The 25,390-nt window shown below is 49.1% G+C and carries 37 protein-coding genes; 3 read left to right on the top strand and 34 right to left on the bottom strand.

Annotated features, from left to right (window positions below; all coding sequences use genetic code 11):
- Positions 1-83 precede the first annotated feature (83 nt).
- The 34 genes from OH773_RS13120 to OH773_RS13285 form a co-directional block, all read right to left on the bottom strand.
- The gene (locus OH773_RS13120; RefSeq protein WP_270139273.1) at positions 84-353 is read right to left on the bottom strand and encodes a phage tail assembly protein; all 270 of its coding nucleotides are present in this window, start codon (positions 351-353) and stop codon (positions 84-86) included.
- Positions 353-709, bottom strand: coding sequence for a phage tail tube protein (locus OH773_RS13125; protein WP_270139274.1), 357 nt, complete (start codon positions 707-709; stop codon positions 353-355). The genes OH773_RS13120 and OH773_RS13125 overlap by 1 nt, the downstream gene beginning before the upstream one ends.
- Positions 709-2,205, bottom strand: coding sequence for a phage tail sheath subtilisin-like domain-containing protein (locus OH773_RS13130; protein WP_270139275.1), 1,497 nt, complete (start codon positions 2,203-2,205; stop codon positions 709-711). Before OH773_RS13130 ends, OH773_RS13125 begins: the two co-directional genes overlap by 1 nt.
- Complete coding sequence (locus tag OH773_RS13135; RefSeq protein ID WP_270139276.1) at positions 2,195-2,359, bottom strand: DUF2635 domain-containing protein; 165 nt, start codon at positions 2,357-2,359, stop codon at positions 2,195-2,197. The genes OH773_RS13130 and OH773_RS13135 overlap by 11 nt, the downstream gene beginning before the upstream one ends.
- 8 nt (positions 2,360-2,367) lie before the next feature.
- Positions 2,368-2,928, bottom strand: a complete 561-nt coding sequence (locus OH773_RS13140; protein WP_270139277.1) for a phage tail terminator protein — start codon at positions 2,926-2,928, stop codon at positions 2,368-2,370.
- Positions 2,925-3,431: a hypothetical protein gene (locus OH773_RS13145; protein WP_270139278.1), complete on the bottom strand. Its 507-nt coding sequence runs from the start codon at positions 3,429-3,431 to the stop codon at positions 2,925-2,927. Before OH773_RS13145 ends, OH773_RS13140 begins: the two co-directional genes overlap by 4 nt.
- On the bottom strand, positions 3,406-3,819 hold the full coding sequence (locus OH773_RS13150; RefSeq protein WP_270139279.1) for a phage head closure protein: 414 nt from the start codon (positions 3,817-3,819) through the stop codon (positions 3,406-3,408). Before OH773_RS13150 ends, OH773_RS13145 begins: the two co-directional genes overlap by 26 nt.
- On the bottom strand, positions 3,816-4,139 hold the full coding sequence (locus OH773_RS13155; RefSeq protein ID WP_270139280.1) for a head-tail connector protein: 324 nt from the start codon (positions 4,137-4,139) through the stop codon (positions 3,816-3,818). Before OH773_RS13155 ends, OH773_RS13150 begins: the two co-directional genes overlap by 4 nt.
- 33 nt (positions 4,140-4,172) lie before the next feature.
- Positions 4,173-4,484, bottom strand: a complete 312-nt coding sequence (locus tag OH773_RS13160; protein WP_270146040.1) for a hypothetical protein — start codon at positions 4,482-4,484, stop codon at positions 4,173-4,175.
- A 46-nt stretch (positions 4,485-4,530) separates the two neighbouring features.
- Positions 4,531-5,742 (bottom strand): phage major capsid protein, encoded by a 1,212-nt coding sequence (locus OH773_RS13165; protein ID WP_270139281.1) that lies wholly within the window; start codon positions 5,740-5,742, stop codon positions 4,531-4,533.
- Between the two features lie 17 nt (positions 5,743-5,759).
- Complete coding sequence (locus tag OH773_RS13170) at positions 5,760-6,410, bottom strand: HK97 family phage prohead protease (protein WP_270139282.1); 651 nt, start codon at positions 6,408-6,410, stop codon at positions 5,760-5,762.
- Complete coding sequence (locus OH773_RS13175; protein WP_270145862.1) at positions 6,400-7,626, bottom strand: phage portal protein; 1,227 nt, start codon at positions 7,624-7,626, stop codon at positions 6,400-6,402. Before OH773_RS13175 ends, OH773_RS13170 begins: the two co-directional genes overlap by 11 nt.
- Positions 7,626-7,808 carry a hypothetical protein gene (locus OH773_RS13180; RefSeq protein WP_270139283.1) on the bottom strand — a complete coding sequence of 61 codons (183 nt, stop codon included), beginning with the start codon at positions 7,806-7,808 and terminating at the stop codon, positions 7,626-7,628. Before OH773_RS13180 ends, OH773_RS13175 begins: the two co-directional genes overlap by 1 nt.
- Before the next feature lie 11 nt (positions 7,809-7,819).
- Positions 7,820-9,550: a terminase large subunit gene (locus OH773_RS13185; RefSeq protein ID WP_270139284.1), complete on the bottom strand. Its 1,731-nt coding sequence runs from the start codon at positions 9,548-9,550 to the stop codon at positions 7,820-7,822.
- Positions 9,547-10,017, bottom strand: a complete 471-nt coding sequence (locus tag OH773_RS13190; protein ID WP_270139285.1) for a phage terminase small subunit P27 family — start codon at positions 10,015-10,017, stop codon at positions 9,547-9,549. The genes OH773_RS13185 and OH773_RS13190 overlap by 4 nt, the downstream gene beginning before the upstream one ends.
- A gap of 128 nt (positions 10,018-10,145) precedes the next feature.
- The gene (locus OH773_RS13195; protein ID WP_270139286.1) at positions 10,146-10,496 is read right to left on the bottom strand and encodes an HNH endonuclease; all 351 of its coding nucleotides are present in this window, start codon (positions 10,494-10,496) and stop codon (positions 10,146-10,148) included.
- A gap of 69 nt (positions 10,497-10,565) precedes the next feature.
- On the bottom strand, positions 10,566-11,045 hold the full coding sequence (locus OH773_RS13200) for a hypothetical protein (RefSeq protein ID WP_270139287.1): 480 nt from the start codon (positions 11,043-11,045) through the stop codon (positions 10,566-10,568).
- 120 nt (positions 11,046-11,165) lie between these two features.
- Positions 11,166-11,906, bottom strand: coding sequence for a PP2C family protein-serine/threonine phosphatase (locus OH773_RS13205; protein WP_270139288.1), 741 nt, complete (start codon positions 11,904-11,906; stop codon positions 11,166-11,168).
- On the bottom strand, positions 11,903-12,670 hold the full coding sequence (locus OH773_RS13210) for a protein kinase domain-containing protein (protein WP_270139289.1): 768 nt from the start codon (positions 12,668-12,670) through the stop codon (positions 11,903-11,905). Before OH773_RS13210 ends, OH773_RS13205 begins: the two co-directional genes overlap by 4 nt.
- Before the next feature lie 112 nt (positions 12,671-12,782).
- Positions 12,783-13,250, bottom strand: coding sequence for a lysis protein (locus OH773_RS13215; RefSeq protein WP_270139290.1), 468 nt, complete (start codon positions 13,248-13,250; stop codon positions 12,783-12,785).
- On the bottom strand, positions 13,247-13,861 hold the full coding sequence (locus OH773_RS13220; protein ID WP_270139291.1) for a glycoside hydrolase family 19 protein: 615 nt from the start codon (positions 13,859-13,861) through the stop codon (positions 13,247-13,249). Before OH773_RS13220 ends, OH773_RS13215 begins: the two co-directional genes overlap by 4 nt.
- Positions 13,862-13,863: 2 nt before the next feature.
- Positions 13,864-14,139 (bottom strand): phage holin family protein, encoded by a 276-nt coding sequence (locus tag OH773_RS13225; protein ID WP_270139292.1) that lies wholly within the window; start codon positions 14,137-14,139, stop codon positions 13,864-13,866.
- Positions 14,136-14,531: a putative holin gene (locus tag OH773_RS13230; RefSeq protein ID WP_270139293.1), complete on the bottom strand. Its 396-nt coding sequence runs from the start codon at positions 14,529-14,531 to the stop codon at positions 14,136-14,138. Before OH773_RS13230 ends, OH773_RS13225 begins: the two co-directional genes overlap by 4 nt.
- A gap of 79 nt (positions 14,532-14,610) precedes the next feature.
- Entirely contained in the window at positions 14,611-15,501 is an 891-nt protein-coding gene (locus OH773_RS13235) for an SDH family Clp fold serine proteinase (protein WP_270139294.1), read from the bottom strand.
- A 765-nt stretch (positions 15,502-16,266) separates the two neighbouring features.
- A complete protein-coding gene (locus OH773_RS13240) occupies positions 16,267-16,956 on the bottom strand; it encodes a bacteriophage antitermination protein Q (RefSeq protein ID WP_270139295.1) in 690 nt (229 codons plus the stop codon).
- Positions 16,957-16,968: 12 nt separating this feature from the next.
- Complete coding sequence (locus OH773_RS13245; protein WP_270139296.1) at positions 16,969-17,958, bottom strand: DUF968 domain-containing protein; 990 nt, start codon at positions 17,956-17,958, stop codon at positions 16,969-16,971.
- Positions 17,955-18,680 carry a phage antirepressor KilAC domain-containing protein gene (locus tag OH773_RS13250; RefSeq protein WP_442865610.1) on the bottom strand — a complete coding sequence of 242 codons (726 nt, stop codon included), beginning with the start codon at positions 18,678-18,680 and terminating at the stop codon, positions 17,955-17,957. The genes OH773_RS13245 and OH773_RS13250 overlap by 4 nt, the downstream gene beginning before the upstream one ends.
- A gap of 14 nt (positions 18,681-18,694) precedes the next feature.
- Positions 18,695-19,096 (bottom strand): RusA family crossover junction endodeoxyribonuclease, encoded by a 402-nt coding sequence (locus OH773_RS13255; protein WP_270139297.1) that lies wholly within the window; start codon positions 19,094-19,096, stop codon positions 18,695-18,697.
- Positions 19,093-19,434 carry a LexA family transcriptional regulator gene (locus tag OH773_RS13260; protein WP_270139298.1) on the bottom strand — a complete coding sequence of 114 codons (342 nt, stop codon included), beginning with the start codon at positions 19,432-19,434 and terminating at the stop codon, positions 19,093-19,095. Before OH773_RS13260 ends, OH773_RS13255 begins: the two co-directional genes overlap by 4 nt.
- Positions 19,431-20,648: a phage N-6-adenine-methyltransferase gene (locus OH773_RS13265; protein WP_270139299.1), complete on the bottom strand. Its 1,218-nt coding sequence runs from the start codon at positions 20,646-20,648 to the stop codon at positions 19,431-19,433. Before OH773_RS13265 ends, OH773_RS13260 begins: the two co-directional genes overlap by 4 nt.
- A complete protein-coding gene (locus OH773_RS13270) occupies positions 20,645-21,754 on the bottom strand; it encodes a hypothetical protein (RefSeq protein ID WP_270139300.1) in 1,110 nt (369 codons plus the stop codon). The genes OH773_RS13265 and OH773_RS13270 overlap by 4 nt, the downstream gene beginning before the upstream one ends.
- Positions 21,751-21,918: a DUF4222 domain-containing protein gene (locus OH773_RS13275; RefSeq protein WP_270139301.1), complete on the bottom strand. Its 168-nt coding sequence runs from the start codon at positions 21,916-21,918 to the stop codon at positions 21,751-21,753. Before OH773_RS13275 ends, OH773_RS13270 begins: the two co-directional genes overlap by 4 nt.
- 179 nt (positions 21,919-22,097) lie before the next feature.
- Positions 22,098-22,646: a YmfL family putative regulatory protein gene (locus OH773_RS13280; protein WP_270139302.1), complete on the bottom strand. Its 549-nt coding sequence runs from the start codon at positions 22,644-22,646 to the stop codon at positions 22,098-22,100.
- A gap of 19 nt (positions 22,647-22,665) precedes the next feature.
- Complete coding sequence (locus tag OH773_RS13285) at positions 22,666-22,896, bottom strand: Cro/CI family transcriptional regulator (RefSeq protein ID WP_270139303.1); 231 nt, start codon at positions 22,894-22,896, stop codon at positions 22,666-22,668.
- Positions 22,897-22,999: 103 nt separating this feature from the next.
- Here OH773_RS13285 and OH773_RS13290 point away from each other — a divergent pair, with 103 nt between their 5' ends.
- From OH773_RS13290 to OH773_RS13300, 3 genes are all read left to right on the top strand, one after another.
- Positions 23,000-23,713, top strand: coding sequence for a LexA family protein (locus OH773_RS13290; RefSeq protein ID WP_270139304.1), 714 nt, complete (start codon positions 23,000-23,002; stop codon positions 23,711-23,713).
- Positions 23,714-24,097: 384 nt separating this feature from the next.
- Positions 24,098-24,466 carry a hypothetical protein gene (locus OH773_RS13295; protein ID WP_270139305.1) on the top strand — a complete coding sequence of 123 codons (369 nt, stop codon included), beginning with the start codon at positions 24,098-24,100 and terminating at the stop codon, positions 24,464-24,466.
- A gap of 47 nt (positions 24,467-24,513) precedes the next feature.
- Complete coding sequence (locus tag OH773_RS13300) at positions 24,514-25,338, top strand: YfdQ family protein (protein WP_270139306.1); 825 nt, start codon at positions 24,514-24,516, stop codon at positions 25,336-25,338.
- Positions 25,339-25,390: the final 52 nt, after the last annotated feature.

Here is a 25,390-nt window from a genome sequence, read left to right on the forward strand (position 1 = left end):
GATTGGCATCGCCAGTAATTCGAATGGGTTTATGCGCCAATATTTGGCGCAGTCAAAATACCGATCAGTCAGGTAATCAGCCGTCAGGCCTGAAGGAAAAAACCGGCAATTAGCCAGGCTGCGGTGTTCAGGTCACCGGGTGACATCTGGTCAACCGAGCTTTGTGGTACTTTCGCCAGGCGAACAATGTATTTAGAAACCACATGAGCCAGGAGTTTTACGGACTCATCCTGGTTCATCTGGTACGGATAGCCGAGTTCGCGCACATCTTTTCCGGTTGGCTCGTCAAACTCCAGCACCGACAGGGTTTCACCGTGCGCGGTGATAGGCTTTTTCAGTTCAAGTTCCTGCATTACTGGTAATCCCCTTCTTGTCCGTGGAATTCAAGTTCTGCTGTACCTTCTTCGGCGTTATGGTTCGCTTCGCCGTGAAGCCAGGCAGACGACAGCACATAGACCTGACCATTCGCCAGTTCAGCGGTAATAGTCATCTGATCTGATGTGGTAATTTTGTTGACGGGAAAATCCTTCGGTACTTTGAAGCTGCCCTTGATGTACGGTGAACGCCACTTCTCCGTGTAATCAATATCACCAGCCATACCGATAACGTCATCCTTGACGCTCTTGTTCATCGGCACCTCAATGCCACCCGTCAGCGAAAGCTGCTGGCCGTCAATTTTGAAATAACAGGTACCACCAATACGAGCCATTAAACGGACTCCTCTGCATACTGAAGACGGAACTGGTTAACCACCGCAAACACCCGCAACTGGTTAATATAATCAGGAGGGAATAGCGTGTTCAGGCGGTTTGGGTCTCTGGCATCACGCTCAACAATCAAGTGCTGCTTGAACAAGTCGTAGTTTTCTACGATGCCGGAACGTTCTAGCTGTCGATAAGTCGCCAGCAATTCACCTTTGATAACTGACGGAGTGACAACGGCCTGACCAGGCCCGAAACGGGTACCGTCATTTGCCAGCTTATGGCGCCCATATTTACTGGTAATGACGGACTTAAGACGGCGAAGTACGTAGGCGCTGGTGTGCAGCGTTTCACTGTCGAGATAGCTGTTGTCTGCCACGCCCCAGGCGTTCTTTTTGTACGTGGTGACATCACGTTGAATGCGCAGGATCCCGCTTTCCACATAAGCGGTCGCAACACCATGAGTGAGCAAAGACTGCTGTTCGGTCATGGTAAAGCGCTGACCTTTAGGTGCCGGCAGCATGCCTACCAGTTCACCGGTCTGGGTTGGGCGGGCCGGATCGTTGCGGATAAACACGGCCGCACGCGCGGTGCGACTGGCCGCCAGTTCATCTGCTGCGGTTTGCGTAGCCGTTTCGTACCCTGCCAGCGTAATGTGTTGATGATTGAACTGATCGCCTGCTAATACCAGATCTGACAACGTGCCGATTTTCGAGGTATAAACATGCCCATATAGCTGTCGTGCATAACTCCAGCGCCCGCTGGTATCGTTCATTTCACTGGCAAAAGTATTTACTGAGGCGGTGTCACTGTACGGATGTCCGATAAAATCAAACGGTTCATCCGCCATCGCCGCAATTGCACCTGTCAGTACAGGGGAGCCTGTACCCGCAGCCCCAGCGGCAATGACTATCATGATCCCCGCCGGTAGCACTTCACCACCACCAAACCCGTAGTAGTTCAGCGTCACCGGAATATCATTCCCGGTCAGTCCTTTATGTCGGGCAGTAAGCGTCACCACACCTGCAGCAGACGTTGCCGTAAACGGCAGCGTGATATTCGCGTTGATGGCATCCTTGATACTGCTGGCAACAACAGCTACAGCGTCACCATTGACCACTGCTGCCTGTACCCGGGTGCGCCCGATATACAGCGTGACCGTACCACTTGCGGTGGCAGCACCGGTCACCGTCATAGTCACCGTAGCCGCTGCCCCAACCGCTTCCGGTACCGCGATGATATACAGCTCACCGAACGGGTCGGTCACACGGTAGGCATCGACCATACGTGCCAGTTGACTGCCCGGACCGCAAATCTGTTTTGCATAATCTGCCGACGGCATCAGCACCAGGCTGTTTGCTGCAATAGAGGCCCCGGTGTTCGCATGCCCCAGCAGCAAGGATGGCGCACTGTCCTGCGAGGTATTCGCCGCCGAATTATCCATTTCTGCATAGAATAGCGGCACCAGCGTATTGGCGGGGATCGTGTTCATACTAATTGTCATTGGTTTTCACCTTCTTGTTGACGCGCTGAATATCTCCAGCCGCTTCACGCCGCAGCCAGTAATTATTTTCTTCGACATTTCGCCCTTCTGAGGGCAGCAGGTCACCGCGGGCCGGGTCAGGTACTGACCGCCCTTTAACGGGTTTTACAAACATGGGGCCTCTCAGATGGGGAGTTTTATTTCGGTGTGAAGCTCGATAACGTCATCCGGCCCATTGCCGGGATCGATAAAATCAACGTCAATGGCCAGAGTTTTGAATTCATCCAGGGCGTCAAGCTCTGCCTGCTGACGCGTATCGTCTTCGGTTAATTCGTTATCAACCGCAAAATCGAACTGATAAATAAGCTCGTGACGGTTCAGATCGAGCAGTGTGCCGCCATCGTATGTGATGGGATTACCCCGTTCCTCGGGGTTCCAGCCAAGCAAAGCTTTGAAAAGTATCTTACGAACATCGTCAACCACGTCGAAAGCGGCGAACTGGCCACGTTCATCACGCCCGTTACTCACCATGACAATGACGGAAAAACCTTCTTTCAGATCCTGCCAGTAATCGGTCTGACTTTTATTCTCGCCAGGTGAGTCATCGCCGGGCACCACATACGCCGCTGGCAGCAACAACTTCCCAACCTCTGGCAGGTTTTTAAACTGAGCAGCACCAGCCACACGGTTTTCAAAATACGGACAATGCGCGCGAAGCGTGGCAATAATGGGGGTCAGTTTCATGTCCGGCGTTTCTCCGGTTTCAGGGATTTGCGCAGCTCACGGGCAAGGAAGTACCGCGTCCAGCTGCTGTTTTTCTCGAGCGTTTCAACCATAAAGTTGCTGCGAGGGGCCAGCCGCCAGCCGCTCCCACCGGAAGCACCGCGATGGTGGCCACGCTTGCGTTTCGCCCCACCGCGCACACCGTAGAACAGAAATGCCGGATAAAAGTCACCGTTTATCATCCGGTTTCCCTGGCCGTTACGCTGGTTAGGGGCAATACGCGTCATAAAGCCAGGACGGTTTTTACTGGCCCTCGGAACCATAAAACCAATCGAACGGGCCAGGCGTCCGGTCTGGTAACCAGGGTTTTCACCCGGTTCAGATCGACCACGACGCATGACCAACCGACGCGCATCACGCATATGCACCTGACCAATACGAATAAATGCGCGGCGGACGCGTGCACGGTTAAAACGCATTTCATTGGGTTGTTGAAAATCAACGTGAAAAAAGGGTGTCCCCATTGTCACTCCTTGCGCCAGCGGAAGGTAATTCGCCAAGTTCAGTGCATTCAAGCAACAAAAAACGTCGCTTACCGTTCAGATCACGTCTTCGCTTTACCCTGAATACCTGGTTGCCATGCACCACTTCAAAATCAGAGGTGATTTCACGGCGCCAGCGAACTGTGATGTAGTGGGTTATCACATCATCCGTCTGAGCCGTTGCCTGGTAGGTTGTCGCGCTGGTCTGAACTATCTTTGCCCACGCGGGAAAAGAAACCGGATATTCAGGTTCAACACCAAAATCATCCGACGGCTTATCAATACGGTGCCGGATTTCTACCCGCTTATTGAGTTCCCCTGGATCCGGGAGCAGATATGTCGCGCTGGTTTGCGCCTGGCGGAGTTTCATTGCCGGAAGAATCTGTGAGGACCAACCAGCCAGGTATATGTCAGTGGCATTTCACTCATTTCAACCTCACTGACAGTCGAGCGGTTTTCATAAAAGTGAGCAATCAGGAAAAGTAATCCCAGGCGTATATCTTTAGTGAGATGCATGCCATCAGGATCGCTATCCGGAATCGTCTCGTTGAGTGCATAAAGACTGCGTTTGAGATACGTTTCTGTCTTTGCCTCAGCAGCCTCGCCGATCAATGTGAGGTAATCGTCCTCTTCGGTATAATCAACCTCAAGACGCAGCTGCTTCTTGATGTCATCTAAGTCAACAAGCATTGGCATCACCTATAAAAAAACCCGCGTCGCGGGTTATTTTTTCACTTTCTTTGACGGGTTTTCTGGCTGCTCTGGCTGCTCTGGCTGCTCTGGCTGCTCTGGCTGCTCTGGCTGCTCTGGCTGCTCTGGCTGCTCTGGCTGCTCTGGCTGCTCTGGCTGCTCTGGCTGCTCTGGCTGCTCTGGCTGCTGGCCAGTATTTTGTTCAACATCAACCAGGTCAAGAATGCCGATTTGCATAGCAATCTCTACCGCACGATCAGGCAATTCCTCATGCTCACCTTTCGGGATCGTTTCAACCCGACAGCCATCAGGTGACCATTTCAACTCTGTTTTCAGCTTAAACATGGAATATCCTCGAAATAACAGGGGCTCTCCCCCCTGTTGAGTTTAATTAAGCTACAGCGCCAATTTGCAAAAGCTTGATAGCCTGAGAATCGGTAAGCATGCCACCAGTACGCTTGGTAGTATAAAAACCGACATAAGGTTTGTTGGTGTACGGATCGCGGAGAACGCGGGTACCGATGCGATCAACGATGGTATAGCCACGTTTAAAGTTACCAAAAGCGATGGCTTTAGCATCAGCGGCAATATCCGGCATCTGTTCATTTTCCGCGACACCGTAACCCACCAGGGTTGAAGGCTGGTTGAGCTCCAGCCCTGGGCGCCACAGATAATTACCTTCTGAATCCTTAAGGATTCGAATTTTGAACAAACTGTTGTTGTTCATCATAAACTTAGCGCCGTTGCGGTTCGACTTGCGCAGGGTGTACACCAGCTGAATGATTGAATCGGCGGTTACTGCGGCCGCCGAACCAGACAGGATGTGCTGAAGGGTACCGAATGCACGGGTTTTGTCGGCCTCGATGCTGGATGTATAAGCCAGGAAACCTTTTGGTTTCTTGGTGCCGTTACCGGTAGTAAAGGCGACCTCTTCCTGCTCTGAAAACTCAATGGCCAGCTCACTATTGATCCAGTTTTCTGCATTGAAAAATACATCATCAAGCATTTTCTGAGTGGCCTGAGGATTACCGTAGATTTCGCCCATGAAGGGTTCAATCAATTTCAGTTTGGATGCTTCGGTTGCAGGGCGCTGGTCGGTTTCACCCACCCAACCCGATGCAGTCCCACCCACATTAACCAACTTTTTATAATCTGAACCCCCGATGGTAATCACCGTGGCTTCCTGGCGCATCACCACTTCATCTTTCAGCAGGTTAAGAATGTTACGATCCAGCTCCTCCGGCACGGCATAGCCACCGTCTTCATCGGTACCAATCTGCAGCGCCTTGCGCTCCAGATCGCGCAGACCGTCATCGTCACCTTTACGCATAAACTGCATAAAGGCCGTCTTGTGCTCAGTCGCCGCTTTAGACTGCTGTTGTGGGCCGCCAGGACGTTTAACCGAGATCAACTCTGCTTCCAGATCCGACTTCAGGTTTTCCAGTTCGCTCAGCTTGCCGTTCAGGGTTTCAACCTGGCCCGCGAGTGCTGCTTTCTCCTGGGTAATCGCGTCCAGGCGCGAATCGTTGGTCTTTTTGAACTCGTCAAATTTGACCTGAAGAGCCTGCGCGACTTCTTCTACATCTTTCTTTTCAATAGCCATTTGTGTTCACTCCGGAATTAAAATTTCAGGGATTTAAGTGCATCAAGAAATGACGGTTCATCATCAACATCACGCAGAGATAACGCGCCATAGCCCCCGGCCATAAATGCTTTGGCCTGGGTACGGGAGAGCCCAACATCGCGCAGGACTCGCTCAATACTTTTCTGGTTGGGTGTTTCTCCTCTGGCAAAGGCACTTTTTACATCGCTCACTCGCGCTTCGTCATTGGATGGAAACGTGACCGGGCTGACTTCCCACAGGTCTATTTCTTTCAGGAGAAATGCCTCTTTGGTTCGGTCGTATTCCCAGTCTTTCAGGATGTAGCCAATAGAAAGGCCGGTTAAAGAACCGGCCTTCATATGAGCATGTGCGCGTCTCGCCAGCGGATCGTCATCAATAAGCAGGCGACCTTTCACAAAGAGACCCACATCGTCTTCGCGCATTTCGGTGTAAATGCCGATGGGCTCCTGCATCTGATGCTGCCAGAGCATTGAGGGAAGTGCGTTTTTACCCTTCCACGAAGACAATGAAGCGGAGAATGCGCCAGGAACAACGATATCGTCGTAGCTGTCTTTAACGCCAAATACCGATCCGTAGCCCTCAAACTCCCCGGAATCACTCACTGCTTTCAGTTTCAGTGGCACATCCAGTCGCTGTTTAGTCAGCATGATTGTTGCCCTCTTCCTGTTTTGTCTTGCTGCCGTCAGACGGCTTTGTGGTCATATTCATTGGGGTTAAATAAACATCACCGCCCTGGCGAGGGTTCCGATCTTCAAGCTCAAGGCAGTCATTCGGCGAGTACATGCCCCAGTTGATTGCCGTGGCGTAGGCTTCAAAGCGGGATTTCATGTCACCACGCAGCAGCGCGCCAACATTGAATTTGGCGTAGTAGGTTCCCTGCTTCGACTCCCGGACCAGGCCGATATTGATCCGCTGCTCGATGCGCGTGAGGTAAGGGATCAGTGAGTAGTTAATGAAGCCCATGCCCAGTTCTTCGATATTGCTGTACGTCGCCCGATCCGTGTTCTGAACCATGTGCATTGGCACCCGAAACAGACGGCATATTTCCTCAAGCTGAAATTTTCGGGTTTCAAGAAACTGACTATCTTCAGCACTCAATGCCATCGACTTCCAGTCGAGCCCCATTTCGAGGATCATCGGCTTATGCGCGTTCCCTAACCCCTGGTGGCGTTCTTCAAAATCTTTTTTCAGCCGGTCATATGCAAGATCGCTGAGGGTTTGTTCTGTGCGCAACACACCAGAAGTCACCGCACCATTGCTGAACAAACGGGAGCCATGCTCTTCCGTTGCCAGCCCAAGAGAGATTGCTTCTCGCGCATACGAAACAGGGTTTAAACCGACCAGGCCATCCAGCGTGAGGATCCTGACGTGCCAGATGTCATCCTGCCCCAGCACGTCAGTTGAGCCATCCGGGAACGTCACCTGGTAAACGGGCTCCCAGTTGCTATTGAGCTTTGGAATAACACACCCGGGATCAATGGGCAGAAGTTCAACCACCTCCCCCAGTGCTTTTACCTTGTAAGCATAAAAATTCCCCCGCAGGCACAAACAAACGATGAGCAGTTCCCAGAACTCCTGGGGTGTCATGTAACCGTTGGGTTTCATGGAAACCAGTTTATTCAATCGTTCAGCTGTCGCTTTCTCTTTACCTCTGCCTATCGTTTTAAAAATACTGCAGGGGAGCATTCCGATGGATTCAGCAAGGACTCGCACACAGCCGAAGACCGCGGTAAGACGCATCGCGCGCTGGCTGCTGACTCGTTTTCCTGTATATGTGTCGTAAGACAGGCCAATATCCTGCGCCAGCTCTGCCGCGGTAGTCACTGGCTTATCACTTTTGGTAAACATCCCGGCAAAAAACATCATTCACCCCCGGATGAGTTTTGTGCTTCAGGTGACAACTTTCTCGCCACCAGCCATGACCAGATAAGACATAAAACTCCACCAGCGATATAACCCGCAGCGGGGTAAATCATCCATGCCCCAAATGAGAGCAATAGCGCCCCCAACACCCCGACCAGCGGGGCGAGAATCATCAGGATCATAATTGCCTCAGTTAAAGTGAACGGATGCCGTAAGACTCAATGCGGTCAGAAAGGGATTCAGTTTTTTCATAGAGCATGACGCGGCCGATAGCCATAATCAGCGCCACTGCGCCATCAATCTTTGCGTCACTTGTTTCTTTAATCGGTCTGACAACATCATCATTTCCCGGCAGGGTTTTGCCGATCACGTTGCCAATACACCAGGTCATGATGGGATGACCGTCATGATGAAAACGGCCGGATTCAATTGCCGCCTCCAGTTCTTTCATCGGGTCGCTCATGTGGGTGTAATTCTGGACGATGGTTATCGGGTTTAATCCCTCATCTGCCAGTTCGTGTGACAAACCCGTTGCGCCATGTGGGTCAATGGCGCTTTCATCGACAGGATTGGCCTTATTCAGCGCCTTCGTATCCTCAAGAATTTCACGGTAATCAACTTCTGCGCCCTCGGTTGGGGTCAGATGGCCTGTCGTTACCCACTTCTGAAAACGCTCAGCGGTTCGCTGGTCGTTCGTATCCGCGCTATAAACCGTGTCATAGGGCACCCAGAATTTCGGCGCGATGCAGTAGTAGTGCTTTTTGCCGTCAATATCCCGGCTGAAGAGTCTCACCCGGCTGTTCAGGTCAAGTTTGCGCGCAAGGTCAAAGCCCAGTGTGCAGGGTTGCCCTTCGAACTGTTCAAGTGTCAGCAGCGGATTTTCGCAATTGCGCCAGCTGACCATGTTGAAGTAAGCGGCTTTTGCGGATACCCAGATGTTGAGGTGCTTGGTTTTAAACACACCCGCCTGGCGTGCATTGTTAATGGCGCGCTGCTGCTGGCTGAGAAGAAAGTCACTGTAAACAGAGATGCCCATATTCGGATTGGCTTTCGCCAGCACCTTTGGGTCTGTCCAGTCATCACCTTCATCGACGGTGTAGATCACACCAAACAACTCATCATTCGGAACCGAACCGTTCAGCATCTCGATGACTTCGCGGCGCTTGTCATAGCACGGGCCTTCGATGTTGTAGCCCGCGGTCGTAATGGCCCACATTAACGGCTGCTTACGTGCGCCCATACCTGTCAGCATCGTGGTGTAAAGTGCGTCGGTATCATGTTCGTGGTATTCATCGACAATGGCGCAGCTGGGTGACGAACCGTCACCAGGATTACCGATGAGGGGTTCAAAGCGTGCACCGTCTTCCGGTCGGTTCATGTTCGAGGCATTAACTTCTATACCGAATGCTTCCACCAGTGCCGGGGTACGTTTACACATCAGGCGAGCCGGCCGGAAAACCTCCCATGCCTGCTTTTCTGTTGTGGCGCCAGAGTACACTTCCGGACCAAACTCATCGTCACAGGCGAAACAGTACAGCGCCACACCTGCCGAAATAGCAGACTTGCCATTCTTGCGGGGGATCTCCGTATAAACCTCACGGAAACGACGCAATTTGGTTCCCTTCTTTGCCCAGCCAAAAGCACAACACACGATGAATAATTGCCAGGGCTCCAGCGTGATCGGCATTCGCTTATACGCCCATTCCCCTTTGGTGTGAGGCAGCAGCTGAATAAACTTTGCCGCTTTCTCTGCCATGTCTTTATCAAAGCGGTACCGGAATTTCTTCGACTTTTCTCTGGCCAGATCATCGATATGACGCTGGCAGGCATCGATAACAAACTGACAGGCGACAATCTTCCCGCGCACCACATCCCGGGCATACTGATTCGCCGCATTTACATTCGGATAGGATTTACGGGTCATAGATTTTTGAACGGATTGTCTGAGTTACTCTTTTGTGGACCAGTCAGGCGCTGACGACTCCCCGGATCAAGACCCAGCATGCCACCGAACGTTGCCATCTGACGGCCCGCCTCATTTACTACTGTCAGAGCAGGGTTCTTTATGGGACCACCGGTGGCACCAGCAACCACTATCCCACGAACAGTCACTTCCTCCTGGGCCGCACGGAAGTTCGAGTAGGCAATGCAGAACAGCTCAAGATTGTGAAGGTCGGTTGCACACAGCACGCGCTGCGCACACAGTTCTTTTGCTGCCAGTTGCCACATGGTGCTGGCGATTTCATCCAGCCACTCAGGGGGATCAACGCCGGTGATTGGCGTGAAAGCAGGTTCATTTTTATTGAGGGTGCGCTTCCCGGCGTTGCCACCAAGTTTTTTCAGTTCCGTTGGCTTTGGTCGACGCCCGGAACGACCAGAAACTCCGGGCATAGCATCGCTCCAGTTTTAATTTTATTTTTCGCGGGTGTAAAAATACGACGAGGCGGGCAGTCCGGAAGGGCAAGGGCTGCAGGGATGTGACCTCCCCCTCCCCCTTACCTATCAGATGATAATCCCTCTCATCTGAGCCGTTCACGCGCGGTCTTCGCGGCATGGCACGACCAGCACAGGCTCTCAAGGTTGCTGTCAGCATCAGTACCGCCATGGGCCTTGGCAATGATGTGATCCACACATGAAGCCTGCTTCACCACACCCTGCCTGAGATGGTTCTGGCACAAGCACTTATCACGTTTGAGGATCCGTGGCCGTATCACATCCCACTGACGACCATAGCCGCGCTGTTGGCGTGTTTGCCCAGGCCTGTGGGACTTCCAGCCTTCACCTTTATGCTGAGAACAGTAACCATCAGAGTCGGTTGTGGTATTGCAACAACCACGGGAACGGCAAGCTTTGGGTGTACGAGGTGGCATACGCGCTCCAATAAAAAAAGCCACTAGCAAATACTAGTGGCCACGTAATAAATTTGAAGCTGTAATCCCTTAGATCTTTTCAAAGAAACGATTAGTTCGAATTTCCAGGATTTTTTTCACAGCAGCATCTCTATCGATTTCCCCTTGATGTAATGACTCATAAATTTCGGAGAGTAGCAGGTAGATAGCCTCTGCCTTTTTACGTTCTTTTTTACTTGAGATTGTCACCGCATTCTCATAAATAGTTAACAGAGTGTTAGTTAATTTCCAGAATGGATGACTTTCATCATTTGTAGGGATGTCCTCCAAAAGATATGTATGAGGGCCTAAACCTATGGTTTGTTGAAACCTGTTGACAGACAAAATAAAAACTTTCTTATCTTTGAGCGATTCTTGTTTCCTCCAGCTGGAAACAGTAACAAGCGCTACTACTGCCGCAAGAAATGTTGCAAACGTAGAGAACAAAGAAATCCACATCTGCCAATATGCCCACTCTGCGGAGCTTCTTGCCGCAAGCATTGATTCAAAACTGATAAAATCCGCGTCCATTTCCACCTCATTTTTAATGAAGTGATTGTATCTCATCGCATTATCGCAGGCACTCAGTGAATACTTGCATTAATATCCATTGCGATGGCAATAAAAAACCGCCCGAGGGCGGCTTAGTCATTAGCCAGTTATGAGAAACGAAGCTGCAATCAACGTATGATCATCTATCGGTCCGTTTCTTTCAATTCGTCTTAAAAGGCTTGCAGCAAATCTAGGTGATTTCATCAACGTCTCAATAGAGAACCTCGGTCTTTTTTCCCAGAAATGGTGCGCGCCATCAGACATGATGTATATGGTAAGCAAACCATTCTCATCAACAATCTCACTAAGGGGTAATCTAATGCTCTGAAAACGCAGCGCTATGTTTCTTGATATTGCTGCTGTTAGAGTACTTTTTCCGGGTAAGTCAAGCAACTCACGCTTAGTGTAAATACCATCATCAAGAAGTTCTTGGTGTTGGGTATGGTCTTTGGTCACCAAGTGTAGTTTATTGCCTTTTTTTATATAAACTCGAGTGTCACCAACATGTCCAACATAAAGGGCTTGTTCATCGATGTAGCAGTATGACAAGGTTGTTGCTGCATTAACCCAGTCCTGCCGAGACTCCGCCATCGCATCAACTTTATCCTTTACCATGGACAAGGTTTTTTGAATGTCTGTAATTTGTAAAGCACCTACAGTGCGCACTACCGAAGTAGCTACATCTGCAGCCTCTCTTGCACCAAGATATGAACCTACACCATCTGCAACAGCAAAAACGAAGCCATTACCAACTGCAGAAGGTAAGATGTAGGAATCTTGATTACCTTTGTCATGATTTTTTGGACACGAGAAAAAACCACAACTCAGAAGATTTATCATGCTCGCCTCCCTTTGATAACTGATTCGAGATCGACAAGCATTGAACTAACTGAATCATATCTCGCATTAGGCTTATACGCTGTAGCCTTACCAATAATGGCATCAATACCATCAATATGACTTAAATTTAACTTGTTAACTATGGCACCTGCAGCATAGATGTCTGTTTTTGGGCTATAGAGACCACTATTAACTTCTGGAGCTTTATAGCCATCAGTTCCCATACTGACAGCTATATTTGTCAGCACAGCCGATGCTGCATTCGGATCATCGTGCCGCACTAAGCCGAAATCAGACACTTTATAATTCCCATCAGCAAACTTGAGGATGTTCTCTGGCTTTAAATCACGATGTAGATAGCCTTTACTGTGTATGAATTCAACCCCCATCAATGTCATCTTTATAATGTTAAGTTTTTGATCATCATCGAGTACGTTTTTATCGATCTCCTTAAGAAGATCTGTTTCAGCCAAGGGCATTACAAACCAAGGGTATTCTACTTCAAGGTTATGTATAAGTACTGGTACGACGTTGGAATGTCGGCATCTTGACTGGTAGGTAACTTCCCGTTCGAATCTTCTTCTCCAATCATCAGGGCTAAAGATAGAACCAACAATGACTTTGTTAACAGATAGGATTTTACGAGCAAACTCACCACAAAAATGGCCGCTGGTATTGTAAAGTTCGATTTTCTCAACGCGACCAAATGTCCCACTTCCAATCTCTAAAATTGGCTTTACTAGATAACTCCCTCGAGATTCCATTTAAGCTCTCTTATTACCTATATCAATGCCATACAAGTTACTATCAACTAAGAGCACAAGCTATTGGCATAAGATTCAAAGTTGAAAAAAGAGAGCTTATTTTGATTTTGCACTATTTCATACACTGTTGCCTAATGTAGTCCTGCATGCCTGCTATTTGCTGACTACTGGTTTCGATTCGCTCTCTGAGGGCAAAATAATCCCGTTGAGCGGTGTCAGTAAGTCGGGGGCTGGCAACATCATCCAAGCTGGTGGGGCTGGTGGCTGAGGACACACCTTGACAGGTGGCGGCGAGGCGCAGCCGCTTAGTGCCAGCAGCAATATCACGCTGCAACTGTTCAATCGTCGCTTTGGCATCTGCTAGTTCTCCGATGTATTTAGCATCAAGCGCAGCAACATCACGCTGACGTATCTGCATATCACTAATCGTCTGATTAGCCAGGGTGAGACTTTGATCAGTTTTATCAGCCCGATGTTTCTCATCCTGATATTTGGTGTGGTAGTGATTAGCGCTCCACACCAGGCCACCAGCAAGACTAATGACAAATGCTGCAATCAGAAGTTGATAACTCAGCTTCATACCAGGAGCGCCGCCCGCGCTTTGTTGTAGCGAGCTTTGCGATCTTCAATACCGTTCAGGCCACCGTTGATAATGCGCGTTACACGATTAATATCGGCGTAAACCATGCAGCCTTTCGAGGTGTAGAACCACGCCGCCGAACGCGCTGCGTGTCGGTCTTGCTCAAGCAGTTGGGGTGAAGTAATCAGATCGAGCTTCAAACCGGTACCGCAATCACGATAGTTTGTCAGGCCGGTAATCTGAATCAGACCTCGCCCACGAAACCTCCAGCCATCACCCGCATCTTTATTACCCATTCGACCGCCATACACCAGGTTGGCAATTTGGGGCTGATGAGCGACCTGCTTACTGTTCACCCTGCCCAGCAATTCACACTGGTAAGGGCTGAGGCGGCTACCGAACGTTAGCTTCAATCCCTCAACTGAATAATTGAAGCTCTCCACCAGCGTACTGAAACCTGATGATTCATGACCAACCTGCGCTATATACATGGCCTGGTCAACCGGTGACATAATGCCAAACTCTTTCATTGCTGCGTCAATGTGCGGAAACCAGCGCGCAGCTAACCCGGCGCTTATATCAGCCGCCATCTGGAATTGTTGTTGATTCAAAGCTAACTCCTTTTACCGGCGATGTTCCCCCGCGAGTTCAGCATCACCAGCAGGAGTATGAAGTTCACAATGACCTCTGAGCGGTCCACTACGGAGTAATTGCCAATCCAGATGCGGATCGGAATTGAGATGAGAGCAATCATCGCCAGCCAGGCAATGAAGGAATAATGCGGTTTATGTCGGGAGTTGTTGCGCTGATATGACCCAATCACTATCACAACCAGCAGACCAATTATCGCATTGGCCTGAAGCCAGATATTTGCCCAGTCGATTTTCATTTCCCCTCCTCAGCAGCTGCTCGCTTCTCCAGCCGTGATTTGTACATGAGGACAAAAGTGATAATGACCGCAGCAGCCACCAGCGCACCGATAGACTCAGGTACTGGGATGACTTCGGTACCAGGAGCAATCTTTCCCAGTGTGGTATTCAATGTGGCGTTGAGTATGGCAGTCATGTACTTCGCACCAATAAGGCCAGCAAGGAATGAAGCCAGACCGTAAAGCAGCTTTTCCCACCAGTGCAAGCTTCGAGAAGTTAGGACATAAAGTGTGGCACCAGCGAAGGCACCAAGTATCACCCCGGCATCAGTGTTAGCCCATAATCCGGCAAACGTGACAGTAGTCACCGCAGCATGTGCTGTTGCAGTGCCGGAGATAGGTTCTGCTGACATTTAGTCACCTATTTTTCTTTGCATCTCTAAAACGGGGTAAAAAAAAGGTCCACCGAAGTGGACCTCATTATATTTCAGGCTAGGCTTGTCCTGGTGGGACATGCCAAACTCTGCGTCCGTCCTCATGGTTTTCTATAATTTTTGCAGCCGTGCTACCACCAAAAGTGTGCATATAACTATGGTGGATGGTTAACACTATATCTTGCAAAGCCTGATCATTTTCCATAGGGGTTATTTTTAAACCAATTTGGCTAGCTTTATCGCTATGAATGTGACGGGCATGAGCGAACGTGGAACTATGGTTGTTAAGATGAGAACAGATATAATCTGCTTTCTGCTTTGCATCCTTTTCACCATCAAACATTCCAGTAACTAACCATTCAGTGACGATTGTTGATGCCCACTGAATCGCTTTTTCACATTCACCAATAAATGTCGGGTTCAATTTAGACATTGTGAATTGCCAAAAATTTGCAGATGCAGGATTCTTTAGAATGTCCTGCATAGCCTTCTGCGATTCTTCTATAACACCGTGCGCAGGAACACCACCAACTTGAGGATCGAATGGGCCAATGTTTGACTGCTTGCCCATCACAATTTCTTTTGCTGTGCATGCGAGCATCGTTCCAGCAGACATTGAAATCATAGGTACGAAAACCCTGATATCACTGCCAAACTTTGCACGTAAGTAATATCCAATTGATTCTAAAGCAGCTATGTCACCACCTGGGGTGTGCAATAGCAGATCAAGACCTTTGGTTGTATCAAGCCCATGAATTGCCGTCATGAATCCATTTTTATCATCATCAGTCATGCTTATTAAGTGGCTAACTGATGGGGAGCTTTTTTGGAGAAAACCAGAATAATATGCAATTACATTTCGTCCGGTCATTTCTGACATTTCTTTAATGTATTTGCTTCTAACAGTGTCCAGAGGGCTTTTTTGGGCGAGTACTGCCATCTCGCCCATGACCTTATTCCAATTAGGCATAATTAGTATGAATAAAGCTGATATTCCTGGTTAACTACCTGATTAACATTGAGTTTATCAACAGAAGATCCTGTAGAGTATAAAACTCCTGTTTGCTCCAATTGCATTGAGTTAGAGCTCATGACCCTGCGACCAAAGTCATTGACAGTTTCATGTGGTTTGAACTCAGATTGTGCAATTCCAAAATTTTCGTACAGCTCGGTTATAGTCATAGCTTCGGCCCCACTAATCACTATATATAGCGACAGAAACCCCGTCGACCCACTACATATAGAAACATCCGTTATACAGATGCGAAAAGAGCCCCTCTCGGAGCTCGCTAAAAATTCATTTAAACTGATTTACGCCTTAAATATAGATGGTTAACCACAAATTTATCAACAATAAATTGAAGAAAATTTGCGCTTACACAAATATTTTTTTACTGCATTTAGTAGGGCAATCCAGCAAGTTTTGCGGACATGATAAGCAGAGTCTACATGCTCATTCAGATGAGAATTACCACAAATTTTCCTTGCACATTACCAACAGAAAAAATTCGCTGCATTGAGATCATCTACTTAGATATAGTTCTGTTTTGCTCTTGAATGAATGTGCATCAATAAAGTAAAAACCCGCACTCTGCGGGTTCATTAGTCATTCGTGTAGTCCGGCTTAAGTGTCTTCGTTGATGGGGTTAATTTTATCTACTGCCACCAAATGCACTGATGGCACAATATCAAATTAGGCTTAAATATCGCCCATTCAGTTCGGTTTTGCAAGACTTATACGTAAATTCGTCGCCTTTTGTTGTGATCGTGTTTTCGCTGTCGCACAAAGTGCGTTGCTATCCAGACGTATAAAAAGAGCCTTCATGGCTCTCCAGTGCTCTGAGTATGTTTCAGACCAGGTTGATTTGCTTATTCCGACCAATGCAGCAAGATCAGCATGCTGATACCCTGCTCCGCCCTTTAACTCACTCCTTGAATCCTGCGCTGCCAGCCACACAAACGCCTGCAATCGCTTCAATGTCTTCCCTGCAATCTTCCTTGTGCCGAGCCACTCTTTGAATTCTACCCATGCCCATTCTGTAATCGCCACCTGGTGAGCAAATGACAGATCACCGGCATAACACCATGACAGCCAGGCATGCTCGTGTTTGTTGAGCGTAGCCAGTGCACGGCGCCATGATGCAGTGCGGAATTCAACTGGCTGAACCAGGGCAATAGATGAACCTTTCGCCCTGGATTGCTGGCCAGGTACCGGATCGACCGTCAGTGTGATTATCTTCCCGGTCACTTCGTCCATTACTTTACGGCGCTTGCGCTTATACCGTCCCGTATCAAACTGCGCATTATCAGCAAACGCGACTAATTGACCTTTCGTTGCTCCACTAAAATCGGCCGTGGCCACCATAAGTTCTTCTCGGATGTACTGAAGTTGTTGCTGGTTCATCACTTGGCTCCCTTACGCCAGCACGCCAAGCGCGCAAGCCCGGTCAAGAATTCGAATAATCATTGCCGGTTGCGAGCCATGCTTTTGCTCAAACTTAACCGGGTCGTTATGTAGTTCTGTATGGCAGATACGGCAAAGTGGGATGGAAAGAAGGTCATGAGCTTTCGTACCCATCCCACCTTGTCCCCAGCCAATTAGGTGATGCGGATCGTCAGCTGGTGAGCCGCAGCCTTCACATGGCTGTATTTTCACCCACTTTATGAAATTTGGGTTTTCCCAGCGAATACGCTTTGGACGACGTATTAATGTTGCAGGGCTTTCCGGATCCACCTTCAGCTTGAGAACTGGTTTCACTTTCTCCTGGACAATGCTGGTGGCCGATAACTCATGAACGATTCTGCTCTCGCGGCTAACTGAAAGGATGACATCCTGTGGCATATCAAGGGCGCGTCGGGCCATACCTTCTGGTAGTGTCTCGACAAGCTCCATCGTTGTTGCCCACCAGCACAGCTCGGGTAACGTCAGGATATGGCTATCGTTAAATCTGAGGGCGATACGGGCGGTATCAATTATCCAGGCCACAACGTTAGCTTTCGCCATGTTGGATAATTGCTCTGTATGGTGATCCCGAAGTTTGTTATCGCAGTGCCAGCACAGACGAATGGAGCCAGAATGAAACCGCGTCGTCACCAGCTCGTTATGGTGATAATCGGAGTGTGGCCACTGGCAATCGATGGGTTGTCGCATTAGCCAGGCTTCCAGGCCATTAAATCCACCAGCAGCCTGAATCACCTTTTCATTAGCGAAGAATGGCGCCAGAGCCGGATCATCACCCAGTGATTGCCTGGCGGGCGGCAATGCCCCCGAAGTCCACTCAATCATATGTTCAGGGGCGTAATCGATAATAACGCGGCCGGAGAACAGAGGGAGTAATTCCTGCCCCACTCTGAAAACCGCCAGGCCTAACTCACGAACGACAACCGGTCTAAGTAGAGCCCTCATGCCAGACCACCCTGCTGCTGATATTCAGCCCACAATCCGGCAACCCACTTAACACCCTTTGGAGTGAAGCGCGCCTGGCTGAAAGCATGGTTAGAGGTGATTGAGGTACCTGTTTTAACTTCAAATCGACCGGCGCTGGTGTGCTGGTGATGTGGCGTCAGCACCCCGCCAAGGCGATACATAATGTTTTTATCCAGCAGGAACAAACGAAACTCTGGCTCTTTGGCATTGAGCAACTTTGCAACCTGCCGGAATGACATTGAGCCTCTCGCACTACAGTAGCGATCTACAAACTCAACTTTAGGCGCAGCAGCTAATAATGCTTCTGTCAGCTTTTGCTTCTGTTCTTCCAGATCCGCAGCCAGACGCAGCGCTTCCGAAAACGTTTGTGGCACCGGCGAACTTAATCCCTGCTCCAGCTCCTGCCAGCGGTCGACTAATCTTGCGGTAAACTCCGGAGACAGCTGGGCCACCACAACATAACTGTCACGCTTACCCACCAGGTATACCTGCACTGCCTGATTGAGATGATTTTTAACCTCCGCCATTGGCGGAAGTTGAATCACACCGCGTTCTGCGAGACGTTCAATCGAACGTTTCACATCATCGTGCCGAGACTCCACCAGCTCAGCAATGTCTCGACTGGACATAGCCAGTGCCTGAGTGGCGTTCATTACATGATGGTTTTGACGAGAAGCAATTTCACTGACTGTACTGTTCATGCGCTCTCCACTTTTCATTGACCGGCGGCTGCACCCGTTACGGTCTTATTGATAAATTCTCGAATCGTTATTTCTGCACTTCCTTTCGGTACTATCGGTCCCCATCTGACGTCCATATGCTTAATCTGGCTGTCATCCACCCAAACATTGGAATGTGTCAGCGCGTCAAACAACGCTTTCAGATAGTTATCCAGATCGCGACGAGCACGATTGGGGGGGAACAGCACCACGCTAACGGATAACTCAACACTGATGGGTTTAGGGATCCTGCGCAGTTGTTCAATTACCGCATCACAAGCATTGCTTCTGAATACTCGCCCATCTGCGCTGATTAAGTGACGACCTGCCAATGGTCCTTTATTGGGGGCTCGCCAGTACGAGTTCACGCTCGGTGGGAATGGCAGAGTCAGCTTCATACCTTTTCACCCTCTGGCTGATAACGACTCAGAAGAAACAGCGCCCTCTCCGCACAGCCCACATTGCAGGCAAGCAGATCACGAATAACCTCTAACGCTTCATCACGCTGTTGAGCTGGTGAATCCAATCCGATGATCTGGATCCCGCGGGCTTTATACTTAGTGATACTGATTGCCCCTTTTCGCTCCAGTGCCTTCAGATGCTCGGCAGCGGCGTTCGGTGAGCTCAGGTTCATCAGGTCAGCAATCTCCTGGCATGTTGGTGGATAACCGTTACGACTTTGATAATCCACCAGCACCCCAAGTACTTCTTGTTGACGACTAGTCAGCCCGATCATGCGGCATCCTCCCGTTGATCTCTGCATACCCTGAGGTGGGCACGTATATGGCGAATGTTGCTCAAAGACTTAAGATCAATGGAGTCCAGAGCGTGCAGAAACGCCTCCAACTCGAGCCCGTTTTCATACTCACCTTCTTCAGCAAATACGCATTCAAGACGTTCGAGAATTTCAGTCGACACACCGCTCTCAATTTGTTGATGCACCACCCACTCTTTGAGCCCCTTGCCTACTTGATGCTCTTTTATGATGCGTTGAGCGCGAGCGATCGTGGATTTGCTCACCGTGACAAATTCAGGTTTATCAATAGAATCCGATGCCCAGGTATGTGCGTATTTGGACTGATTGAAGGTGTATTCAGCCTCATTGCCAAACGCAGCACAAACACAAGCCCAGACCTCAACACCGCTTTGTTCAAGTATGTCTTTCTGGGTTAACGGGAGGGTTTCATCTCCAGGAGATAATTCACTGGCCGCTGTTTCAGTTTGTGCCTGATTATCGACAGGCCCGACTTCGTCAGGTGTAGAAATAATTTCTGGAATATTTTGTTGCTGCATTTGGGGTAGCAGGCGCATAGCCTCTCGACGGATCTGCGCGATAAACGCATCACCTTGTGCTTCGAGATCTTTACGGCTGATATAACTCATCGCCGGACCGCGCCAGTTCTTATCGAATACCGCGACAGCACCAGCAAAGAATGCACCAGATGGAACCTGTTTATCATCAGCAGGGATAAACCACTCCGGCAAATCAAAACCAATGCGACCACGAATAAACGCAATATGATCGGCATCTTCCGGCCACCAGACTTCACTCGTCGCAGCCTTAATCAGAAACACATAGCGACCGCCTTTTTCACGCATTGCGCTGACATGCTCCATGATGTAACGCATGCCGGTGATGTACTGATCATCGAACTTAGCCGCCCGGCTGTAGGGTGGGTTAGCAAATGCCGCGCCGTTTAGTTCTTTCAGACGTTCTGACCAGTCCTGAGTTAACGCATTGTCTTCTGCGGTATAAAAAGCGTTGCACTTCGCATTCTCGCCATCGCTAAACAGATCGAGGACCAGTGGACCAAACATCGCATTGATACCCCAGAAAATGTTGTCCGGTGTACGCCACTGATCGCCAATTTCGTTAAGCTTATGCGCGCTTTTACTGCGCTGTTCTGACAATGCCTGGCAATATGGGTGTTGAGTCACGGTTAAATTCATGATGCCACCTTCATCAAATCTTCTTCACTCGCCTGCGCCACTGCCTGCAACCAGATGGATTTCCATGAAACACGCGCCATCACTTCGTTCATCCGCCCCAAACCCGCTTTACCCGCTGCGGATTTCGCCAGCTCTTCAATACGACCATTAGGTTTTTTGCCCTGGGCAACCAGACGGACAAACGCGGCATCACGCTCGGTATTGTCCACTCGGGCAACTTTCGGCAAATCATTGGCGCGGAACTCTTTCACGGACAGGTAGCATTTTTCGGTAATCAGGTAATCGAAGTGCTTCTTGCGCCATGTCTTGCCAGCGGTATTGTCAGGGCGGTCCTCCAGCATCCAGCGGCAATGTTTAGCGATGTAGCGCAGGTATGCCCCCCACTTTTCAATCGTCAGGTCGTAGTCTTTCCAGAGCTTACGCAGTGACTTACGACGGCTGTCGGTCATTTTGATAACCGCAGGCATTTCAGGCAGCGTGGTGTGGAATGCTTCAAGAACGGCGTTGTAGTCAATTTTCAGAGAATCAACCTGCTGTGGGTCTGCCGCTTGCGGTTGACCAATAGGTTTTATGATCTGTGAGTTTGGATCTGTGTTTAGATCTGTATAGAGAATAGGAACGGCACCTTCGCCGTTCCCATCAAACGGCACTTCCGCCGTTTCGGAGTGGCGAATGTGCTGTTCCGGTTCGGCACTTTCGCCGTTCCCATTCGGCGGACACGCATTTTCTTTCACCGGGAAAATAAGCTCGATAAGTTTGTTACCGTCCAGGCGATAGTGCTTAACCTTGTCGCCATTGTTTAAGCGACGGTTTGCAGTATCCAGAACACCAACCAGGTACTTACTTTCAAGCTTGGTTACGATACGGCGTATCTGGTCCCTGCCCAGCGCCACTTCCTCGCCCAACTCCTCATGCGTTTTGTAGAACCAACCGTCGTCACGACCGCCACAACCAGACCAGAAAACCAGTTGATTCAACACAGCAGCGAGCTGATACGCCTGCTGATCTTCACCAAAGAATTGAAGGTATGGGCGCGGAATAATAATTACGTTCTTCTGGCCCGACATGGCCTGAACAACATCGAATATCCGGCTACTGGTAGTCATTCTTCAACCCTTGTGAATTTGTCGCGGAATTGCTCAACAGGCTGCATACACTCGTGCTCATAGCCTTCACGTCTGAATATGACTTGCTGCTTTTCCCTGTCGTAGCCGGTAACCCTGACGATGTTTCCCCGCCAGTCACGGTACTTACGGTCAAGCTTTTGCATCGCTCAGCCTCATGACGAATCTTCGTGTCTTCTACCAACCACGCAACGAACTGGTAGTTGATGGGCACCCACTCACCCTGTAAATTTGCTTCATACAGGAACGGGGTTGCATCACTACCAGCCATTGAACGGCAGCGGATTTGCGGTGTTCCCATGTTTCTGGTTAAACTGTTCATGCGTTAAAGTTCTCCACTGAATCGACACGCCACGGCGCCCGGAGCTGCACACTCGCGGGCGTCATCCTTTCTCGACGCAACAAACATATCTACGGCCCCATCAGAAACCCCGTACAACGCCATAAACCCCATAAATCCATGAATCTGATGGCGCAGACTGCTATGGAACATCTGCGATAAAGTTTTCTTTTCCCTGCTATCAATCACCCCATCTTCCAGCGCAGCAAACTTTGCCTGGTCCAGCTTTCCCTTCTCTGCGTTCGACTGCATCTCATGTTGAAACAGGTCTACGTTGTCGAGAGATTCTGGTTTTGGGATATCCACCAGCCACTTCCCTCGGCGAGCTGCAAAATATTCAGCCAGCAGAGACGTTCCGGATAAATCCTCCATCATCTCAAGCTCGCTAATGGTGAAGAACCGACTACCAACCTTCTGATACAGGTGGTTATGAAACTGATCGATGGACATATCCAGCGCTGCCGCAATCCCTAACCGTCCGGATGGGTATGCTTTACACATGGCGCTTATTGCTGATTTGATGTTGTCTACCATCTCGTTTTTCCTTTGGTAGTTATCGTTGTTGTGAAACGTCTGTATCTTTCTTGGTATCAGAACGCTTGCTTGAACTAGGGAATGGCCGAATTTCTTCTGCCTCAATTTCCCCATCCTCATGAATTAAAACGTTTACCTTTCGACCCTGTTTTATCGCCTTGCTAATCGCGCTCTGATACATGCCCAATTCAGCCGCTGTTTTTGATTGGCCATTAGCAAGGACGTAATCAGATAAAGGAATTTTCTGCATATCTTTACCCTCGTTTTCGGTAACGAAAGTATCACCTCTAGTGATAAACATGTCAACACTAACGGTGATTGGTGATTATTCCCTGCGGTGATAAATTAGCAATATGAAAAAGAAGCCTCTCACACCAGAACAATTGGCGGATGCCTCAAGGCTGAAAGCCATATTTGATTCAAAAAAGAAACAACTTGGCTTATCCCAAGAGTTGCTCGCTGAGCAAATGGGGATGGGGCAAAGCGGTGTTGCACAACTTCTTAATGGTGCGAATGCTATCAATACTACTCATGCTGCACAGTTCGCTAAAATTCTTGGGGTTAAAGTAGATGATTTCAGCCCATCTTTAGCAGCTGAGATCTCCTCAATGTATGCAGCAATATCGTTGGGTAGTTGCACTTCAAGGCGTTTTGAATACCCTCTTCTCACTGAAGTTCAAGCTGGTTCTTTCTCCACTGTCAGCACCTTCACTGAACGTGACGCTAAAATGTGGGTTGCCACCACAACGAAAGCGAGCAGCAATGCATTTTGGTTAGAAGTCGCAGGGCATTCAATGACCGCGCCACCTGGAAGCAAACCGAGCTTTCCGGAAGGTATGCTCATATTGGTAGATCCTGAGGAAGATGTTGAACCAGGGGATTTCTGCGTAGCCGGCATTTTTAATGATTCTGAAGTTACTTTTAAACGCTTCGTTCGTGAAGATGGGAAGCCCTGGCTTGAGCCATTGAACCCAAACCCTCGATATCAAAGCATTGAGTGTAATGAAAACTGCCGGATAATTGGCAAAGTAGTTAAGGCCCAATGGCCTGAAGAAATATTCAATTAAAAGAGGCCCATTAGGGCCTTTTTCTTTTCATTTCCCGCAAAAACAAATCCCTTCATAACTCAGCCACTTATCACTATTAGTTATATTTTTATCACCACAGGTGTTGACTGAGTAATCACTATTGGTGATACTGAACTCATCGAAAGCGACTCTGCTTCGGTAAAAATACTAAATGCCTTACATCCCTGTTCTGGCGGCCCGTTTGTTTCCCGTTGATGTCGCGGTAACCGCCAGCTTTTTTCACACTACAGGCGAGAGCACTGGCGCATGACGGGCCCATAACCCAATCCATGCGTTTGAGGGCGGCGGCTAACTCAGTGCTCTCACCTGTGATGTGGATAACTTACCCGCGGCGGGTGCAGCCGCTTAAATGAGGAATTACCTATGAGCAGTGAACGAGCTACTAATGTGCCGGACTTTATCGGCGAACTGGATGGCGGGGTCTTCGAAAATAAGATTTCGATGGCACTCAGTGAAGTTGCTTTCGGTGTTCTTAACAACGGTCAGAAGGGGAAAGTTACGCTGACCCTCGAATTGGATCGCATGAGTAACTCCGTTGACGAAAAGCGAGTGATGATCAAACACAAACTGGCTTACGTCCGACCTACTCCCCGCGGGAAGTCATCTGAAGAAGACACCACCGAAACGCCAATGTACGTGAACCGCGGCGGCAAGTTAACCATCTTGCAGGAAGATCAGGGCCAGCTATTAACCCTGGCCGGTGAACCTGACGGCAAGCTTCGCGCACAGTAATAACCATTAATTTACCCGACGATAAGTTTAATAAGGAATTTCACAATATGTCTCAAACCGTAGATGCTACAGCAATCAATAAAATTCGTGATCTTGTTCAGGGGCAAGAAGTTAATTCTGTGTTGTCTCGTCAACCTTGCGAAGCAGTTGCCATTCCACATGACCTTAGCATTCAGAACCTTGAAAATCTTAACCTTGGGCGTTACCGCTTCCGTGGTGCGTTGAAAACAACTAGCATCGAAGACTTCACCCGATATTCAACCGGTTTTGCAGTTGCCGGTACGCGTTGCTTTATTGATGCTGACAATATGAAGGCAGTGACCGTTTTGAACCTCGGCACACTCAGCGAGCCAGGTCACGCTGATAACACAGCAACCGTTCAATTAAAGAAAACTGCACCTTATGCCGCCCTCCTGGAAATTAATGGTGAAAGAAAAAACCAGAAAGAATTGGCTGAATGGGTTGAAGACTACGCTGATTTCTTGATGGGTTTTGATGCTAATGGTGATGTCATTCCTGCCAAAAAAGCAGCTGCTGCATTGCGCAAAATTACCATTGAATCGAACCAGTCTGCCGATTTCGAAGATAACGATTTCAGCGGCAAGCGCTCATTGATGGAATCGGTTGAAGCAAAGACCAAAGACATCATGCCGGTTGCTTTTGAATTTAACTGCGTGCCGTTTGAAGGTCTGCAAGATCGTCCGTTCAAACTACGCCTGAGCATCATCACTGCCGACCGTCCAGTTTTGGTTCTACGCGTTGCCCAGTTGGAAGCTGCGCAAGAAGCTATGGCCACTGAGTTCCGCGATCTGCTGGTAGAGAAGTTTAAAGATAGCCAGGTGGAAACCTTTATCGGCGTGTTCAACGCCTGATTATTCAGCCTTAAGTACCCTCTCGGGGGTACTTAGTGAAGCGTAATCTTTT

This window comes from Buttiauxella sp. WJP83 (assembly GCF_027594725.1).
GTDB lineage: Bacteria > Pseudomonadota > Gammaproteobacteria > Enterobacterales > Enterobacteriaceae > Buttiauxella > Buttiauxella selenatireducens.

Coding starts and splice junctions, on each gene's coding strand:
- OH773_RS13230 (WP_270139293.1), bottom strand. CDS start 14,531: ATGTCAGCAGAACCTATCTCCGGCACTGCAACAGCACATGCTGCGGTG.
- OH773_RS13280 (WP_270139302.1), bottom strand. CDS start 22,646: ATGGTAGACAACATCAAATCAGCAATAAGCGCCATGTGTAAAGCATAC.
- OH773_RS13200 (WP_270139287.1), bottom strand. CDS start 11,045: ATGGACGCGGATTTTATCAGTTTTGAATCAATGCTTGCGGCAAGAAGC.
- OH773_RS13265 (WP_270139299.1), bottom strand. CDS start 20,648: ATGAATTTAACCGTGACTCAACACCCATATTGCCAGGCATTGTCAGAA.
- OH773_RS13295 (WP_270139305.1), top strand. CDS start 24,098: ATGAGCAGTGAACGAGCTACTAATGTGCCGGACTTTATCGGCGAACTG.
- OH773_RS13240 (WP_270139295.1), bottom strand. CDS start 16,956: ATGAACCAGCAACAACTTCAGTACATCCGAGAAGAACTTATGGTGGCC.
- OH773_RS13160 (WP_270146040.1), bottom strand. CDS start 4,484: ATGTTTAAGCTGAAAACAGAGTTGAAATGGTCACCTGATGGCTGTCGG.
- OH773_RS13270 (WP_270139300.1), bottom strand. CDS start 21,754: ATGACTACCAGTAGCCGGATATTCGATGTTGTTCAGGCCATGTCGGGC.
- OH773_RS13250 (WP_442865610.1), bottom strand. CDS start 18,680: ATGAACAGTACAGTCAGTGAAATTGCTTCTCGTCAAAACCATCATGTA.
- OH773_RS13135 (WP_270139276.1), bottom strand. CDS start 2,359: ATGTTTGTAAAACCCGTTAAAGGGCGGTCAGTACCTGACCCGGCCCGC.
- OH773_RS13170 (WP_270139282.1), bottom strand. CDS start 6,410: ATGCTGACTAAACAGCGACTGGATGTGCCACTGAAACTGAAAGCAGTG.
- OH773_RS13195 (WP_270139286.1), bottom strand. CDS start 10,496: ATGCCACCTCGTACACCCAAAGCTTGCCGTTCCCGTGGTTGTTGCAAT.
- OH773_RS13210 (WP_270139289.1), bottom strand. CDS start 12,670: ATGGAATCTCGAGGGAGTTATCTAGTAAAGCCAATTTTAGAGATTGGA.
- OH773_RS13205 (WP_270139288.1), bottom strand. CDS start 11,906: ATGATAAATCTTCTGAGTTGTGGTTTTTTCTCGTGTCCAAAAAATCAT.
- OH773_RS13150 (WP_270139279.1), bottom strand. CDS start 3,819: ATGAAACTCCGCCAGGCGCAAACCAGCGCGACATATCTGCTCCCGGAT.
- OH773_RS13290 (WP_270139304.1), top strand. CDS start 23,000: ATGAAAAAGAAGCCTCTCACACCAGAACAATTGGCGGATGCCTCAAGG.
- OH773_RS13140 (WP_270139277.1), bottom strand. CDS start 2,928: ATGAAACTGACCCCCATTATTGCCACGCTTCGCGCGCATTGTCCGTAT.
- OH773_RS13275 (WP_270139301.1), bottom strand. CDS start 21,918: ATGCAAAAGCTTGACCGTAAGTACCGTGACTGGCGGGGAAACATCGTC.
- OH773_RS13245 (WP_270139296.1), bottom strand. CDS start 17,958: ATGAGGGCTCTACTTAGACCGGTTGTCGTTCGTGAGTTAGGCCTGGCG.
- OH773_RS13215 (WP_270139290.1), bottom strand. CDS start 13,250: ATGAAGCTGAGTTATCAACTTCTGATTGCAGCATTTGTCATTAGTCTT.
- OH773_RS13255 (WP_270139297.1), bottom strand. CDS start 19,096: ATGAAGCTGACTCTGCCATTCCCACCGAGCGTGAACTCGTACTGGCGA.
- OH773_RS13185 (WP_270139284.1), bottom strand. CDS start 9,550: ATGACCCGTAAATCCTATCCGAATGTAAATGCGGCGAATCAGTATGCC.
- OH773_RS13120 (WP_270139273.1), bottom strand. CDS start 353: ATGCAGGAACTTGAACTGAAAAAGCCTATCACCGCGCACGGTGAAACC.
- OH773_RS13225 (WP_270139292.1), bottom strand. CDS start 14,139: ATGAAAATCGACTGGGCAAATATCTGGCTTCAGGCCAATGCGATAATT.
- OH773_RS13180 (WP_270139283.1), bottom strand. CDS start 7,808: ATGATCCTGATGATTCTCGCCCCGCTGGTCGGGGTGTTGGGGGCGCTA.
- OH773_RS13300 (WP_270139306.1), top strand. CDS start 24,514: ATGTCTCAAACCGTAGATGCTACAGCAATCAATAAAATTCGTGATCTT.
- OH773_RS13125 (WP_270139274.1), bottom strand. CDS start 709: ATGGCTCGTATTGGTGGTACCTGTTATTTCAAAATTGACGGCCAGCAG.
- OH773_RS13235 (WP_270139294.1), bottom strand. CDS start 15,501: ATGGGCGAGATGGCAGTACTCGCCCAAAAAAGCCCTCTGGACACTGTT.
- OH773_RS13175 (WP_270145862.1), bottom strand. CDS start 7,626: ATGTTTTTTGCCGGGATGTTTACCAAAAGTGATAAGCCAGTGACTACC.
- OH773_RS13130 (WP_270139275.1), bottom strand. CDS start 2,205: ATGACAATTAGTATGAACACGATCCCCGCCAATACGCTGGTGCCGCTA.
- OH773_RS13285 (WP_270139303.1), bottom strand. CDS start 22,896: ATGCAGAAAATTCCTTTATCTGATTACGTCCTTGCTAATGGCCAATCA.
- OH773_RS13260 (WP_270139298.1), bottom strand. CDS start 19,434: ATGATCGGGCTGACTAGTCGTCAACAAGAAGTACTTGGGGTGCTGGTG.
- OH773_RS13145 (WP_270139278.1), bottom strand. CDS start 3,431: ATGGGGACACCCTTTTTTCACGTTGATTTTCAACAACCCAATGAAATG.
- OH773_RS13165 (WP_270139281.1), bottom strand. CDS start 5,742: ATGGCTATTGAAAAGAAAGATGTAGAAGAAGTCGCGCAGGCTCTTCAG.
- OH773_RS13155 (WP_270139280.1), bottom strand. CDS start 4,139: ATGCTTGTTGACTTAGATGACATCAAGAAGCAGCTGCGTCTTGAGGTT.
- OH773_RS13190 (WP_270139285.1), bottom strand. CDS start 10,017: ATGCCCGGAGTTTCTGGTCGTTCCGGGCGTCGACCAAAGCCAACGGAA.